Genomic DNA, 14,519 nt, shown 5'->3' on the forward strand with positions numbered 1-14,519 from the left:
ACGTGCCGACAAATCTCGAACTGAGGCGCCTTCCGCATTCCCTTCCGCGCAAAATCCTTCTCGGACAGGGCTCCGGCCCCTGTTCGGCAGGTTTTGGCGCGATCTGGAGGTTTGAACCCCTCCGATCTGCCGAAAAAGCGGGCTGTCTCCAGTCCTGATGAAAAAGATCGCAAACCTATACTTCCATCGTCCAATGAATAATGACACCCTCTGCATGCCAGAATGTTATGAATGGAAATCTCGATGGCCCGGATCAATTCGCGGCAGGTTGAAGCCTTCCGGGCGACAATGCTGACCGGCAGCGTCACCGAGGCGGCCGCGCTGATGACCGTGACGCAGCCGGCGGTCAGCCGGCTGCTGCGCGACCTCCAGGCGCTGTTGAAGATGGAGCTGTTCGAGCGGCGCGGCACCGGCCTCGTGCCGACCGCGGCAGCAATGGCGCTCTATACTGAAGTGGAGCGCTCCTTCGTCGGCCTCGAACGCATCACCGCGGCAGCCGAAGAAATCCGCGGCCGCCGCACCGGCTCGCTGCGAATTGCCGCCCTTCCGGCGCTGTCGAACGGCTATCTGCCGCGGCTCACCGGGCATTTTTGAAAGAGCGGCCCAACCTGAATCTCGCCTTCTTCGGCGTGATCTCGCCCATCGTGGTCGACTGGGTGCTGAACAATCAGTGCGACGTCGGATTTGCCGAGGTGCCGATTGCGCATTCCGGCCTGCCGAGCCAGAAGCTGCCGGCGCCCGCGCGCGTCGCAGTGCTGCCCACAGGCCATCGTCTCACGGAAAAGGACGTTCTGGAGCCGCGCGACTTCGAGGGCGAGACCTTCATTTCGCTGTCCGCGGGATCCTCGAGCCGGCACCTCGTCGACCAGATCTTCCATCGTCACGACGTCCGCCGCGTGCTGCGGGTCGAGACCGCACTGTCGGAGATCATGTGCGGCATGGTGTCATCGGGGCTGGGCGTCGCGATCTGCGATCCCTTCACCGCGCAGGAATTTTCCACCCGCGGCGTCGTCGTGCGCCGCTTCCTGCCGCGGATCGACTTCGAATTCTCCGCGGTCTTTCCGGCGCAGCGCAGCCCCTCCCCGGTGGCGCTGGATCTGGTCGAGACCATGCGCAAGGCGCTCGTGGAATTCGACGAGCCCGCTCTCAGCCGCTGAACGCGGCCTGCGCCTCCGGAAGGTCCCAGATTTTTCCGATCGCAGCCGTTCCCGCCGCGGTGATCGCCGCTTCGTCGGCGCCGAGGTACCGTCCTTCATCGATCAGCATGCGGCCATCGACCATGACCTGATCGATATTGGCGCGGTTGGCGAGCGCGATCAGCGCGCGGCGCGGATCGAACAGCGGCTGCAGATGTGGATGAGTGAGATCGACGACGGTCAGGTCAGCCGTCGCGCCCGACTCGATCCGGCCGAGGTCCGGCCGCTTGATGACGTCGGCGGCAACCGCCGTGTTCGCCTCGATCAGCTCGGGCGAGTTGGCGACATCGGCGCGCTGCGATGTGATCTTGGAGATCAACGAGGCGGCATTGAGCTCGCCGAGCAGGTCCATGTTGTAGCCGTCGGTGCCGACCACGGTGCGGACGCCGTGCTCGGCGAAGCGGCTGAAGGCGGCAGTGACGCCGGCGCGCGCGAACACGCGCGGGCAATTCAGCACAGTCATGCCGCGCCCGGCCATCAGCTTGAGATCGTCGTCGCTGCTGAACATGCAATGCGCCGCCATCAGATCGGGGGCGAGCAGGCCGAGCCAATCCAGATATTGCGCCGGCGTGCGACCGCCATAGCGGTTGCCGATGGTCTCGACCTCGGCGCGGCTCTGCGCCATGTGCGTGGTGATGGGAACGCCGAGTTCGCGCGCCCGTGCGGCGCAGGCCTTGAGCAGGTCGGGGCCGCAGGTGTCGGTCGCGTGCGGGCTCATCGCAAGGCCGATGCGGCCGTCGCCGCGATTGTTCCAGCGCTGATAGAGCGCGTCCCACGTCGCCATGTCAGCGGTACCGTCATCGCCGGAATACTGAACGACACCATCGGGGCCGGCCTTGGCGTCGGACGTCGAGAACAGATAGGGCGCGCCATAGAAGCGGATGCCCATCTCCTCGGCAGCGTCGAACATCTCAGGGATCGAATTGCGGAACGGCTCCATCACGGTGGTGGCGCCGCCCTTGAGAAGCTGGAGGATGCCGAGCCGCGCCACCGCCATGCGCTCTTCGGCCGACAGGATATCGGCGCCGCGCTTGGTCAGCGGCAGCAGCACCGTGTAGACGATGCTCTGGTTGTTCTTGCGGCCATTGCCGTCCTCGCTGTGGCTGCGCGCCACCGCCTCGCTAAAGCAGTGATTGTGCAGGTTCAGCAGACCCGGCAGTACGAAGCGGCCGGGTCGATCATAGACCTGATCCGCGCTGGGTCTATCGCGCGTGATGGCGGCGATCTTCTTGCCTTCGACCAGGACCCAATGGTCGCGCAACACATCCTGCGCGCCGTCCTTCCGTGACAGCACATAGCTGCCGAAAATTGCTGTCGTGCTCATGCGGGGCGTACGTTCCAGAAGACGGCGGTGCCGTCGAGAATGCCGGTGATGGCTTTGCGATAGGCGGTCGGCTGCTTGTACAGGCCGATCGGAATATAGGGGATTTCCTCGAAGGCGACGGCCTGGATCTCGCGGCAGATACGCTGCTGTTCGGCGAGCTCGGAGGCCGCCAGCCACTGGCTGCGCAACGGCCCCATCTTCTGGCTCGCATACCAGCCGGCGACCTTGCCCTCACCGCGGATGTTGGTGTTGCCGGCGGGATTGAGCCAGTCGATCCCTTGCCAGTTGCCGACCGCGGCGCTCCAGCCGCCCTGCCCAACCGAATCCTTCTTGAGCTGGCGCTGCAACACGACGGCGAAATCTAGCCCGGCATATTCGACGTTCATACCGGCCTTGCGCAGGCTGTCGACCGCGATCTCGCCGAGCGGCTTCTGTGCCAGCGAATTGGTGGGAACGAGCAGCACAATCTTCTCGCCATTGTAGCCGGCGGCCTTCAGATCGGCTTTCACCTTGTCGTAGTTGCGCGGACCGCGGAACACGTCGAGGCCGACATCGCTCGCCATCGGGGTATCAGGAGCAAAATAACCGATCGGCGAGACCTGGTAGGCCGGATCGGTGCCGGCAACCGCCGTCATGAAGGCCGACTGGTCGATCGCACCGAGCAGCGCGCGGCGGATGGCGGGATTGTCGAATGGCGGCTGCAGATGATTGAGGCGCAGCATGCAGGCGTAGCCGCGGGGATCGAGGATGCGCGTCTCGATGTCCCCGGCCGCCTTGATGATCGGCAACAGGTCGTGCGGCGTCGTTTCCTGCCAGTCCTGCTCGCCGGTCTGAAGCGCAGCGACGCCGGTGCCGGCGTCAGGCGTGGTGGTCCAGACCACGCGGTCGTAGTGCACGATCTTCGGCCCCGCGGTCCAATCCGGCTTGCCGTCGGACCGCGGCTGATAGCGCTCGAATTTTGCATAGGCGTTGCGGGCGCCCTGCACGCGTTCGTCAGCGAGATAACGGAACGGGCCGCTGCCGATCACTTCGGTCAGCGGCTTGAATGGATCCTGGCTCGCCAGCCGCTCCGGCATCATGAAACAGGGATTGATCGCGGCCTTGCCGAGCGCCTGCGGCAGCAACGGGAACAGGCGCTTGAGACGGAAACGGATGGTACGGTCGTCCGCAGCCGAGAGCTCCGCGGTCGCCTCCATCAGCTCGCCGCCAAAACCGTCGCGCGCCGCCCAGCGGCGGATGCTGGCGACGCAGTCGCGCGCGAGCACACGTTCGCCATCGTGCCAGAACAGGCCATCGCGCAGGTTGAGATCCCATTGCAGCAGATCGCCGGAGATGGCGTGGCCCGACAGCATTTGCGGCGAAACCTGGAGCGAGGAGCTCATGCCGTAGAGCGTGTCGTAGACCATGAAGCCGTGGTTTCGCGACACCTGAGCGGTCGAATAGATGGGATCGACGAAGGCGAGATCGATGACGGGAATGAAGCGCAGCGTGGATTGGGATTCGGCACGCACGATGCCCGGCAGCGACAGTGCAGGCGCTGCAGCAGCGGCCTTGAGGAGCGAACGGCGAGAGATAGACATGACAAGAGGCTCCTGAAGGATCTTAGGTGTTCAATAAGACCGCGCCAATCGCGGCCGCCACCGCCTGCTGCGCCGGCTCGATCACGGGCACGCCGATCGCATCCGCAATCGCCGCGCGATGCGAGGCCATGCCGGCGCATCCCATCACCACGACATCGGCGCGGCATTGGGTGACCAGCGCGCGGCCGGCTTCGATCAACCGACCGCGAATGTCTGCTCCCGCTGTCTCCGCCGCGCTCGCGCCGACCGACCAGCTTCCGGCATAACGGCTATCGACGCCCATCACCCGCGCCATGCGCTGCTGGCGGCGGATGCTCGAGGGCGACAGCGCAATGATGCCGAAGCGCTCGCCGAGCATCAGCGCACGAAAAATGCCGCATTCGGCGATGCCCAGCACGGGGCGGCCGCCGGCCGCCTCGCGCACCGCATGCAGGCCGGGATCGCTGAAGCAGGCGAGCACGAAGGCATCCGCATCGTCGTGCGTGACGCGATTGACCAGCGGCATCACCACGCTGTCGGCATCGCGCTGCGAGCTGATGCTTGGCGGCCCCTCGGCAAGTCCGACCACCTCGATGTCAGGCCCGCCGGCGATGCGCAGCGGTGCGACTGCCTCGTCGATCGCCGCCGTCACCGACGCCGACGAGTTGGGGTTGATGACGAGGATGCGGCGACGGGTCATGGCTCTGCTCAACGGTTGGCCGCCTCGTGGCGCAGGAAGTTTTCCGCAATTTTCTCGCCGGTAGCGATCCAGACGTCCGGGCACGACTTGGCGTAAGTGAGAAACTCGCGCAACAAACGCAACCGCATCGGACGGCCGCTGCATTGCGGGTGCAGCACGGTCGTCACCAGCGCGCCCCAGTCGCGGGTTTCATCGAGCTCGTCCTTCCAGATCGAGAGCACATGCTCCTTCGGGAAGATCGAGCGCGGGCTGAAGCGCGCGGAAAGGCCGTGCATCCAGTCGTCATAGCTTGCGGTTACCGGCAGCTCGATCGTGCCCGGCTTGCCGTCGGCGAGGCGATGGCGATAAGGCCGCACATCGTCGCGGAACGAGGATGTGTAGACGATGCCGTGCCGCACCAGCGCGACCCGCAGTTCTTCCGTGAACTCACCGTAAGGCGCGCGATAGCCGGTCGGCCTGACGCCGAGCCGGCGCTTCAGCGCCTCGAAGCCGCGCTCCAGCTCTTCCTCGATCCAGGGATCGCCGGGATCGGGCAAGAGATGATGATAGCCGTGATGGCCGATCTCGTGGCCGGCCTTGAGAATGGACTCGGCCATCGCCGGATGCGCATCGACCGACCATCCCGTGACGAAGAACGTCGCCTTGAGATCGAGCTGGTCGAGCAGCTCCAGCAGTTTCGGCGTGCCGACGCGCGCCTCAAAGCCGCCATAGCTCATGGTAATCAGCCGCTGGGCGTGGCTAGCATCCTTGCTGGTCCACGCACTCTCCGCGTCGACGTCGAACGACAGGAACATCGCGGAGGTGTACGGCGTCGGCCACGGATATTCCGGCGCCGGATCCGCGGTGTTGGCCGGGGTGAGCGGGATGCTCTTGAGTGCCTTACTGTCCAGCATTGATGGCTGCCTTCTCTAATCCGTTGTCCGTCAGCTTCCACTTGGCAAGCAGGGTCTTGTAGGTGCCGTCGGCGATCAGTGCGTCGACGGCCTCCAGCATCGCCTGCTGCAACGCCTTTTCCTTGACCGGAATGGCAATGCCGACGAATTGCTCCGCGATCGGCGTGCCGACCGGCGTGTAGGCGCTGGGCTCGAGGTCCATGAGGTAGGGCAGCGTCTCGTTACCCTGAACGGCGGCGTCGATGCGGCCCTGCTTGAGCTGGGTGCGGGCATCGGCCGAACCGTCGGTGCCAACGAAAACGACCGGATTGCTGCCGCAGCTCTTCTCGCTCCAGGCGTTGATCATGCTCGGGTACATGGTGCGGCGGCTGGCGCCGACCTTCTTGCCGCAGAACGCGACCATGTCCTTGAACTCCGCCGCACGGGATTGCTGCACGAAAAACCTTGGACCCGTGCGCAGATAATCGACGAAGGTCGCGGTCTCGTGCCGGCTGGCATAGTCGGTAAAGCCGGAGAGGATCGCATCAACACGGCCGGTCGAGATCGACGGCATGAACTGGTCGAAGCTGGTCTCCTGCCATTCGATCTTCAAGCCAATCTTCTTGCCGATGGCCTCGCCGAGATCGATGTCGAAGCCCGACAGCGTGTTGCTGGCGGGATCGCGGAACTCCATCGGCGGATAGTTCGGCACCAAGGCAACCTTGATGTTGCCGCGCTTGGCGATCTCCGCCGGCAGCTCGATCGCAACAGCCGAAACGGTCATGACGCCAACCAGCGCCGCCGCAACCAGAGACTCTCTTCATCAACGTACTCCCATTGCTAGATCACTGCCGAAAGAAATGCCTTGGTGCGCTCCTCGCGCGGCGCGCCCAACACGTCGGACGCACGCCCCTGCTCGACGATCGCGCCCTGGTCCATGTAGACGACGCGATCGGCGACCTCGCGGGCGAAGCCGAGCTCGTGCGTCACCACCATCATGGTCATGCCGCTCCTGGCCAGTTCCTTCATGACCGCGAGCACCTCGCCGACGAGCTCAGGATCGAGCGCGCTGGTCGGCTCGTCGAACAGCATCAGCATCGGTTTCATCGCGAGCGCCCGCGCAATGGCGACGCGCTGCTGCTGGCCGCCGGAGAGCTGCGCGGGATACGAGTCGGCCTTGGCCGACAATCCGACGCGCCGAAGCAGTTCGAGCGCCTCCGCCTGCACCTCGTCAAACTTGCGGCCCTGCACCTGCAGCGGACCCTCGGTGATGTTCTCGAGCGCGGTCTTGTGCGGAAACAGATTGAAGCGCTGGAACACCATGCCGGTCTTCAGCCGCTGCCGACCGATTTGCCGCTCGGTGAGCCGATGAAGCCGGCCATCCTGCTCGCGTACACCCAACAGCTCGCCGTCGAGCCAGATGCCGCCGGCATCGATCGCGGCGAGCTGGTTGATGCAGCGAAGCAGCGTGGTCTTGCCGGAGCCGGAGGCGCCGATCAGGCACATCACCTCGCCGGGCCAGACGTCCAGCGACACATTTCTGAGAGCCTGGAACTCTCCAAAGTTCTTGGTGACGAAGCGGATCGCGACGAGGGGTTTTGTCATCGGCCGAACTGCAATGTGCCGCGCGCGAAGCGGCGTTCGAGCAGCATCTGGAGCGGCGTCAGGACCGAAACCACGAGCAGGTACCAGAGTCCCGCGACGATCAACAGTTCGATCACGCGGGAATTGGCGTAGTAGATGTTTTCGGCGTTGTGCAGCAGTTCCGGATACTGGATCACGCTCGCGAGCGAGGTCGCCTTGACCATGCCGATGAACTCGTTGCCGAGCGGCGGGATCACCACGCGCATCGCCTGCGGCAGGACGATCCGCCGCAGCGCGCGCAGCCGCCCCATGCCGATCGCCTGCGCGGCCTCATACTGCCCGATGTCGACCGACAGCATGCCGGCGCGCATCACTTCCGACGTATAGGCGCCCTGGTTGATGCCGAGCCCGAGCAGCGCGGCGAGGAACGGCGTCATGACGTCGACGGCCCGCGCGCTCCACAGGCCGGGAATCCCGATGGTCGGAAACACCAGCGCGAGATTGAACCACAGCAAGAGTTGCAGAATCAGCGGCGTGCCGCGGAACAGCCAGGTGTAGCCGGCCGCGACGGTCTTCAGCACCGGATTGGGCGACAGCCGCATGACCGCCACGACGATGCCGAGGACAATGCCGAGCGCCATCGCCAGCACCGCCATCACCATCGTGTTGACGATGCCTTCGAGAATGACTTTTGCAGTCAGAAAGCGGCTGACATAGGACCACTCGATCTGGCCGCTGGCGAAGGCGCGCACGATCGCAGCCAGCACGAGGACGATCAGGGCCGCGCTGAGCCAGCGAAACCAGTGCGGCTCGCGCGCGATCCGCATCCCCGACAAGTCAGGGAAACCCTCCGCGAGTGCCGGGGCCGGCTTCATTGCGGCGCCGCGTTCAGCATGGGCTGGGCGACCGCATTGGCCCCGAGGCCCCATTTGTCGAGGACAGCCTTGTAGGAGCCGTCGGCGATCATGGCGGTGAGCTTTTCGGTCACCACCTCGCGCAGGGCCGCATCGTCCTTGCGGAACATGATGCCTTGATATCCCCTAGCAAAGGGCTCGCCGACGACGCGATATTTGCCGGGCTCCTGCGTTTGCGCATAAGGGAGTGTCTCGCTGCCCTGCACGGCCGCGTCGATGCGGCCCTGCTTGAGCTGGTTGCGGACGTCGATCGAATTCTCGCCCGGGACGTATTGGATGGCGGGCTTGCCGACCGGCTCGCAATTCTGCTTGCTCCACTTCTCGATCTCGACCGGGAAGCTGGTGCTGCGGGTGGTGCCGACCTTCCTGCCGCAGAGATCGATCGCGTCCTTGGCCGCGCTGTCGGCCATCACGAAGAACTGCGGCCCGGTCGCGAGGTAGTCGACGAAATCGGCAGTCTCGCGCCGCGAGGCGCGATCGGAGATGCCGGAGATGATGAAGTCGGCACGCCTGGTCTGGAGCGAGGGGATCAGCTCGGCGAACGGCGTCTCGCTCCAGACGATCTTGAGGCCGCCGAGCCGCTTGGCAAGCTCGTTGGCGAGGTCGATATCGAGCCCGACGAGTTCATTGGTCGCGGGATCGCGGTATTCCATCGGCGCGTAGGTGGAATTGACCGTGAGCTTCAACGCACCCGCCTGCTTGATCTCCGCCGGAAGCTCGGCCGCCTGCGCGGACGTCACGGCAGCCAATGCTGCTAGCCCAAGAAAATACGAGAGGCGTGTCATGTCAGCTCCTTTGCCAGCGCCGTGCAAGAGTCAGTCCGCATCGTCAGTCCGCGTCGAGAACGGCCGGCTCGATGACGCCGGCGCGTTCGGTGATCACCCGGTACTGCTCGGGCCTTCGATGGGCGGCGAAGTTGAACATCTTGTCCTTGCCCTGGCGGCAGAGGTCGAGATCGATGTCCGCGACGATGACCTCGTCCGCGAGCGTCTGCGCCTGCGCGACGATGAGGCCGTTGGGATCGACGATGCAGGAGCCGCCGATCAGACCGGAGCCGTCCTCCTCGCCCGCCTTCGCCACCGAGATCGCCCAGGTCGCGTTCATGTAGGCATTGGCCTGCGTGACCAGCGTCGAGTGGAAGGTGCGGAGTGCCCCGTCTTCCGTCGTGCCGCCATTGGGATCGTAGGCCGCCGAATTGTAGCCGATGCAGACGAGCTCGACGCCCTGCAGGCCGAGCACGCGCCAGGATTCCGGCCAGCGGCGATCGTTGCAGATCATCATGCCCATGATGGCATGGGCCCAGGCCGATCCGGCGCGGAAGGCAGGAAAGCCGAGATCGCCATAGTCGAAATAACGCTTCTCGAGCTGCTGGTAGCGCGCACCCGGCCGCGGCTCGACCGAGCCCGGCAGATGCACCTTGCGATAGCGACCGAGCATCTCGCCGTCGCGATCGACCAGGACAGCGCAGTTGTAGCGGCGGCCGTCCGGCGTCAGCTCGGCATAGCCGACATAGAAGCCGACGCGCAGCGCGCGCGCACGGTCGAACAGCTTTGCGACATGCGGGTTCGGCATCCCGCGCTCGAAATACTGGTCGAGCTCTTCGCCCTCCAGCAGCCAGCGCGGAAAGAACGTCGTGAACGCAAGCTCGGGAAACACCACGAGGCTGGCGCCGCGGCCGGCCGCCTCTTCCAGCATGTCGAGCATCCGCTTCAACGTATGCTCGCGCGTATCGGTTTTTGCGTCGGCCCCATCTGAGCGGCGGCGGCGCGAAGGACACGAACCAAGATTGCCTCCAATCTGTGCGCGGTGCTGCCTCAATGGGCGAATGAACCCTTTGATGCGACGCGCAAATCCGCATCCATTACGCGGAAGCGGGGCTGCAAAATCAATTCGTCCTGCTATGATCTTTCGGCCCTGAGTATAATCGGCAGTGATATGAACCTGCGCCAGCTCGAGATCCTGCGTGCCGTCATCCGTCACCGCACCACGGTGGCGGCGGCGGACGAACTGGCGCTGTCGCAGCCCGCGGTCAGCAATGCACTGAAGACGATGGAGGCGCAGGCCGGCTTTGCGCTGTTCGAGCGCGTGAACAACCGGCTATTTCCGACCGCCGAAGCGATGGCGCTGTACAAGGAGAGCGAGGCGATCTTCGCGCTGCACGCCAAGCTGGAGAACCGCGTCCGCGATCTGCGCGAGAATCGCTCCGGGCATCTCGCCATCGTCGCGACGCCGCCTCTGGCCTACAGCATCATCCCTTCGGCTCTGTCCAGCTTCCTGCGCCGCCGCCCGGAGACGCGCGTCTTCTTCGACGTTCGCCGATATGAAGGCATCATCGAAGGCGTGCTCAGCCGCGTCGCCGAGCTCGGCTTTGCGCTCGGCCTGACGCACCATCCCGGCATCGCGCACGAGGTGGTGCACACCGGCGAGATGGTCTGCGTGCTGCCGCCGCAGCATCCGCTCGCCGATAAGCCCGTGATCTCGGCCGCGGATCTCTCGGGCCTGCCTTTCATCGGAGCTCGAGCGCGGCACGCGGCTTGGCGAAGCCGTGCGCGACAGTTTTGCCCGTGCCGGCGCCCCGTTCCGGCCGACTGTCGAGGTGCGCTACTGCAACACGGCTTGCGTGCTTGCGGCCGCCGGCGTCGGCGCTGCGGTGGTCGACCCCTTCTCGCCGTTGCAGAACGGCGGCAGCGGTCTCGTGGTCCGGCCGTTCACACCGACCACGCACGCGGTGGCCTACATGCTATGGTCGGAAGCCGAGCCGCTGTCCCGCCTGGCCAAGGCCTTTCTCAACGAAGTGCGCAAGGAAAGCGCGCTGCTGGAACGCACAGCGCCACACCAGCAACACGGGGCAGGAATCGACTGAGCTTGCGCCCGCGCGCGCAGCCTTCGACCGGGGATGGCACATGGCACGCATCACCATCATCGAGACCGGGCAGGTCCCGCAAAAATATCGAGAGCATCACGGCTCGTTTCCCGACATGTTCGAACGCATGGTCCGCGCCGAGGACCCGACGGCCACGGTCGAGATCGTCAGCATTCCGAATGGCGATGCGCTGCCCGATCCGGGCAAGCTCGAGGCCGTGCTGATCACGGGCGCCGCCGCCGGCGTCTATGACGGGCTCGACTGGATCGCGCCACTGGAAGATTTCGTGCGCACCGCCTATGCGAACAAGACACCGATGGTCGGAATCTGCTTCGGCCATCAATTGATCGCACAGGCGCTCGGCGGCACGGTGCGCAAGTCGGAGAAGGGCTGGGGCATCGGCCGACACGTCTATCAGGTGCTGCCCGAGAACGGCATCGTCGCGGGTGAAGCGGTCGCGATCGCCGCTTCGCATCAGGACCAGGTGACCGAGCCGCCAAGCGACGCGCTCACGATCCTCTCGTCGGACTTCACCCCGCATGCCGGCCTGCTCTACGCCAACGGCACGACGCTGTCGGTGCAGCCACATCCCGAGTTCGATGTGGAGTTCGCGCGCGTGTGCTGCGAACTGCGTGACGGCAACGCGCCGGCGGATGTCGTAGCCTCGGCAAAGGCGTCGCTGGCGGAGCCGCTGGACAGCGCTAAACTCGGTGGAGCGATCACGAGGTTCTTGGCGCGGCGCACCTAACTATGCGGCACGAGTTCTTCCCTTCTCCCCTTGTGGGAGAAGGTGGCGCGAAGCGCCGGATGAGGGTATCTCTCCACAAGCGAAATATTCAAGTGCGGAGAGACACCCCCTCCCGCAAGGGGAGCGGGCAAAGCAGCGTCGCTTGTCAGACGTATCAGAACGGATCCGTCCCCAGACCCGCCACATCCGCCGGCCGCGGGCCGGGCGCTTCCCAATGAAAACGGCGATCCTTCTCCGCGATCATGATGTCGTTGATCGAGGCCTCGCGGCGTCGCATCAGGCCGTGCTCGTCGAACTCCCACTGCTCGTTGCCGTAAGAGCGATACCATTGGCCGCCGGCGTCGTGCCATTCGTACTGGAAGCGCACCGCGATGCGGTTCTCGTCGAAGCCCCAGAGGTCCTTGATCAGGCGATACTCCTGCTCCTTCTCCCATTTACGGGTGAGGAACGCCACGATGGCCTCGCGGCCCTGAAAGACCTCCGAGCGATTGCGCCAGCGGCTGTCCTCGGTATAGGCGAGCGACACGCGCACCGGGTCGCGCGAATTCCAGGCGTCCTCGGCCATGCGGGCCTTCTGCGCGGCGGTCTCTCGGGTGAAGGGCGGAAGCGGCGGGCGCGACATGATGGCCTCATCGATTGGGTCGGGGCCGCAAATCTATCTCCGCATGCGCCGGAGTCGAGTGGCCATGACCTATCGGCCGATCACTTATCGGGCGATCAGGATATCAAATCGGCTTTCATCAGCGTACGGATCGATTTCGGGATCGGCTGGGCACGGCCGCCGCTGATGAAGGCGACGCGCACCTCGGCTTTCACCAGCACGTCCTCAGCCCGCCGCACCTCCTGCGCCAGCATGATGGAGGCGCCCTTCACCGCGGTCGGCCAGGTCACGACATCGAGCACGTCGTCCATACGGGCAGGTTTCAAAAAGTCCAGATGCATCGAGCGCACCACGAAGGCGAAGCCGGAATCTTCCGTCGCGGGCTGCTCGAACAGCGCCTGCTGTTCGGCGCCCATCAGCCGCAGATGATTGGTGCGGCCGCGCTCCATGAAGCGCAGATAATTGGCGTGATAGACGATGCCGGAAAAGTCCGTGTCTTCGTAGTAGACGCGGACCTGCATGTGATGGCGGCCGTCGCGGATCTCGCCGTCGAGATGGGACATCAAGTCACTCATTGGATATCGGCCGCCAATTTCAACGCCTGAGCAGCCGCAAGCAATCGTTTGTCACGCGTCCAGATCGAGGCCTCGACCGTCAACATCGTCGATGCCAGCAAGTGAACATCGACGTATCCAATACCCAGTCCGGACAACCTCCGCTTGACTATGAACTCGAAGACTTCGTCATTGCTGGCGATCGTCGCCTTGGGAAGGGTATTCAGATCATTGAGCAGGTCGGAATCCTTCGGCACGCCTCCCAAGAGCAATTCGCCCACCACAAACGGATGAATGACTACGTCGCCATGATCGAGGAGGCCAGCTAGTTGCGCATCCGCTCGGCGGAAGTGATCGACCCAGATCGACGTGTCCGCCAAAACCTTCATTTGGGCCGGCGGCGCGGCGGGGCCTTGACGTTGGGTTCAGTACCGCCCATCCGTGCGAGACGGCGTGCAGCCTCCCGTTCAACGAAGGCCTTCAGGGCTTCCCTCACAACAGCTGACTTTTCACTGACGCCAGCGAATTCCTGCGCCTTCGCGAATAACTCGTCATCGATCGCGATGGTAGTTCTCATGGCAACACCTCTGCATCAAATATAACATCATTTGATGTGAAATTCTACGCCTTACACCAACACTGGCCCTCTTCCCAGGGTCACCTCGACGATCTCCGGCGGAACACCGACGCGGACCGGCATGATGCTGCAACCAAGGCCGCCGGAGACGATGACATCGCATTTGAGCCGGAAGTGACCGTAGGCGAGCCGGAGGCCTTGTTGCCGCGAAACGGCCGGCGACCAGCCGAGCAGCCGGATCTGGCCGCCATGGGTGTGGCCGGACAGTTGCAGAGCGACCCGTGCCGGCACGCGCGGCGCGATATTGGGCTCGTGCGCGAGCAGGATCACGGGCGCGTCGTCGGTGACTTTCGCCAGCGTCGCAGTGAGATCGTCGGCACCGAAACGACCCGTGCTGCGGAAGCGCCGCGCCGGCAGAAATGCGAGTTGATCGCCGAGGCCGGCGAGCCAGAACGGGCGGCCATCCTTGGCGAGGCGCACGGCATCGTTCTCGTAGACCGGAATGCCGGCCGTCTCCAGCGCACGATGCGCGATGGTCGGCCCGAAGCCGGCCTGCTGCACGATCCTGTCGTCCCAGTAATCGTGATTGCCCATGACGGCATGGACGCCGAGCGGCGCCTTGAGGCTGGCCAGCACCCTCGCCCATTCGTTCGACGGAATGAAGCGCGTGACCTGGCGAAGTCCGGCGACGTAGTCGCCGAGCAGCACGATGATGTCGGCATTCAGCGCGTTGGTGCGGTCGACAATTCCCTCGATCCGCTCCAGCGACATCCAGGGATCGCAGGCATGGATGTCGGCGATCACGGCGATCTTCAGCGGAAAGTCCGCCGGCCATTGCCGCGGCGCCGGATGATAACGGGTGACACGGAGCCGCAGCACCGGCTCGACGCCGACGCCATAGGCGGCAGTCGAGACGCCGAGGGCGGACAGGGTGCCGATGGAACGGATGAGATGCCGACGCGTGATCATGAAGGTCCGCTGATGATACGCCTGTCGTGATGCGGTCCGATTGGAGCGGAATTGGGGT

Annotated in this window: 14 protein-coding genes and 3 pseudogenes; 3 read left to right on the forward strand and 14 right to left on the reverse strand. The window is 64.7% G+C overall.

Annotated elements, in window-relative coordinates; genetic code table 11:
- The first annotated feature begins 243 nt into the window (after positions 1-243).
- Positions 244-1,157, forward strand: a pseudogene (locus ACQ86E_RS09340) (LysR substrate-binding domain-containing protein).
- On the opposite strand, the gene ACQ86E_RS09345 reads toward ACQ86E_RS09340, so the two are convergent.
- The 9 genes and pseudogenes from ACQ86E_RS09345 to ACQ86E_RS09385 form a co-directional block, all read right to left on the reverse strand.
- On the reverse strand, positions 1,147-2,520 hold the full coding sequence (locus ACQ86E_RS09345) for an amidohydrolase family protein (protein ID WP_431205142.1): 1,374 nt from the start codon (positions 2,518-2,520) through the stop codon (positions 1,147-1,149). The pseudogene ACQ86E_RS09340 and the gene ACQ86E_RS09345 overlap by 11 nt on opposite strands.
- Positions 2,517-4,100, reverse strand: a complete 1,584-nt coding sequence (locus ACQ86E_RS09350; RefSeq protein ID WP_431205143.1) for an ABC transporter substrate-binding protein — start codon at positions 4,098-4,100, stop codon at positions 2,517-2,519. Before ACQ86E_RS09350 ends, ACQ86E_RS09345 begins: the two co-directional genes overlap by 4 nt.
- A gap of 22 nt (positions 4,101-4,122) precedes the next feature.
- Positions 4,123-4,779, reverse strand: coding sequence for an aspartate/glutamate racemase family protein (locus ACQ86E_RS09355; RefSeq protein ID WP_431205144.1), 657 nt, complete (start codon positions 4,777-4,779; stop codon positions 4,123-4,125).
- Between the two features lie 8 nt (positions 4,780-4,787).
- Positions 4,788-5,672: a polysaccharide deacetylase family protein gene (locus ACQ86E_RS09360; protein WP_431205145.1), complete on the reverse strand. Its 885-nt coding sequence runs from the start codon at positions 5,670-5,672 to the stop codon at positions 4,788-4,790.
- Positions 5,659-6,435: an ABC transporter substrate-binding protein gene (locus tag ACQ86E_RS09365; RefSeq protein ID WP_431205146.1), complete on the reverse strand. Its 777-nt coding sequence runs from the start codon at positions 6,433-6,435 to the stop codon at positions 5,659-5,661. The genes ACQ86E_RS09360 and ACQ86E_RS09365 overlap by 14 nt, the downstream gene beginning before the upstream one ends.
- A 56-nt stretch (positions 6,436-6,491) precedes the next feature.
- Positions 6,492-7,256 carry an amino acid ABC transporter ATP-binding protein gene (locus tag ACQ86E_RS09370; RefSeq protein ID WP_431205147.1) on the reverse strand — a complete coding sequence of 255 codons (765 nt, stop codon included), beginning with the start codon at positions 7,254-7,256 and terminating at the stop codon, positions 6,492-6,494.
- Positions 7,253-8,110 carry an amino acid ABC transporter permease gene (locus ACQ86E_RS09375; RefSeq protein ID WP_431205148.1) on the reverse strand — a complete coding sequence of 286 codons (858 nt, stop codon included), beginning with the start codon at positions 8,108-8,110 and terminating at the stop codon, positions 7,253-7,255. The genes ACQ86E_RS09370 and ACQ86E_RS09375 overlap by 4 nt, the downstream gene beginning before the upstream one ends.
- Positions 8,107-8,934, reverse strand: coding sequence for an ABC transporter substrate-binding protein (locus ACQ86E_RS09380; RefSeq protein ID WP_431205149.1), 828 nt, complete (start codon positions 8,932-8,934; stop codon positions 8,107-8,109). Before ACQ86E_RS09380 ends, ACQ86E_RS09375 begins: the two co-directional genes overlap by 4 nt.
- A gap of 43 nt (positions 8,935-8,977) precedes the next feature.
- Positions 8,978-9,900: pseudogene (locus tag ACQ86E_RS09385) on the reverse strand (N-carbamoyl-D-amino-acid hydrolase).
- 184 nt (positions 9,901-10,084) lie between these two features.
- Between ACQ86E_RS09385 and ACQ86E_RS09390 the strand changes: the two are divergent.
- Positions 10,085-11,012: pseudogene (locus ACQ86E_RS09390) on the forward strand (LysR family transcriptional regulator).
- 40 nt (positions 11,013-11,052) lie between these two features.
- A complete protein-coding gene (locus ACQ86E_RS09395; RefSeq protein WP_431205150.1) occupies positions 11,053-11,760 on the forward strand; it encodes a type 1 glutamine amidotransferase in 708 nt (235 codons plus the stop codon).
- A 154-nt stretch (positions 11,761-11,914) separates the two neighbouring features.
- Here ACQ86E_RS09395 and ACQ86E_RS09400 read toward each other — a convergent pair whose 3' ends face one another.
- From ACQ86E_RS09400 to ACQ86E_RS09420, 5 genes are all read right to left on the reverse strand, one after another.
- Positions 11,915-12,382: a DUF1348 family protein gene (locus tag ACQ86E_RS09400; protein ID WP_431205151.1), complete on the reverse strand. Its 468-nt coding sequence runs from the start codon at positions 12,380-12,382 to the stop codon at positions 11,915-11,917.
- A 95-nt stretch (positions 12,383-12,477) separates the two neighbouring features.
- Positions 12,478-12,882 carry a tol-pal system-associated acyl-CoA thioesterase gene (gene ybgC, locus ACQ86E_RS09405; RefSeq protein ID WP_431206437.1) on the reverse strand — a complete coding sequence of 135 codons (405 nt, stop codon included), beginning with the start codon at positions 12,880-12,882 and terminating at the stop codon, positions 12,478-12,480.
- Positions 12,883-12,932: 50 nt separating this feature from the next.
- Positions 12,933-13,304, reverse strand: coding sequence for a type II toxin-antitoxin system VapC family toxin (locus ACQ86E_RS09410; protein ID WP_431205152.1), 372 nt, complete (start codon positions 13,302-13,304; stop codon positions 12,933-12,935).
- The gene (locus ACQ86E_RS09415) at positions 13,301-13,492 is read right to left on the reverse strand and encodes a type II toxin-antitoxin system VapB family antitoxin (RefSeq protein WP_431205153.1); all 192 of its coding nucleotides are present in this window, start codon (positions 13,490-13,492) and stop codon (positions 13,301-13,303) included. The genes ACQ86E_RS09410 and ACQ86E_RS09415 overlap by 4 nt, the downstream gene beginning before the upstream one ends.
- A 51-nt stretch (positions 13,493-13,543) precedes the next feature.
- Positions 13,544-14,461 (reverse strand): metallophosphoesterase, encoded by a 918-nt coding sequence (locus ACQ86E_RS09420; RefSeq protein WP_431205154.1) that lies wholly within the window; start codon positions 14,459-14,461, stop codon positions 13,544-13,546.
- Positions 14,462-14,519: the final 58 nt, after the last annotated feature.

The organism is Bradyrhizobium betae (genome assembly GCF_050632175.1).
Taxonomy (GTDB): Bacteria; Pseudomonadota; Alphaproteobacteria; order Rhizobiales; family Xanthobacteraceae; genus Bradyrhizobium; species Bradyrhizobium betae_B.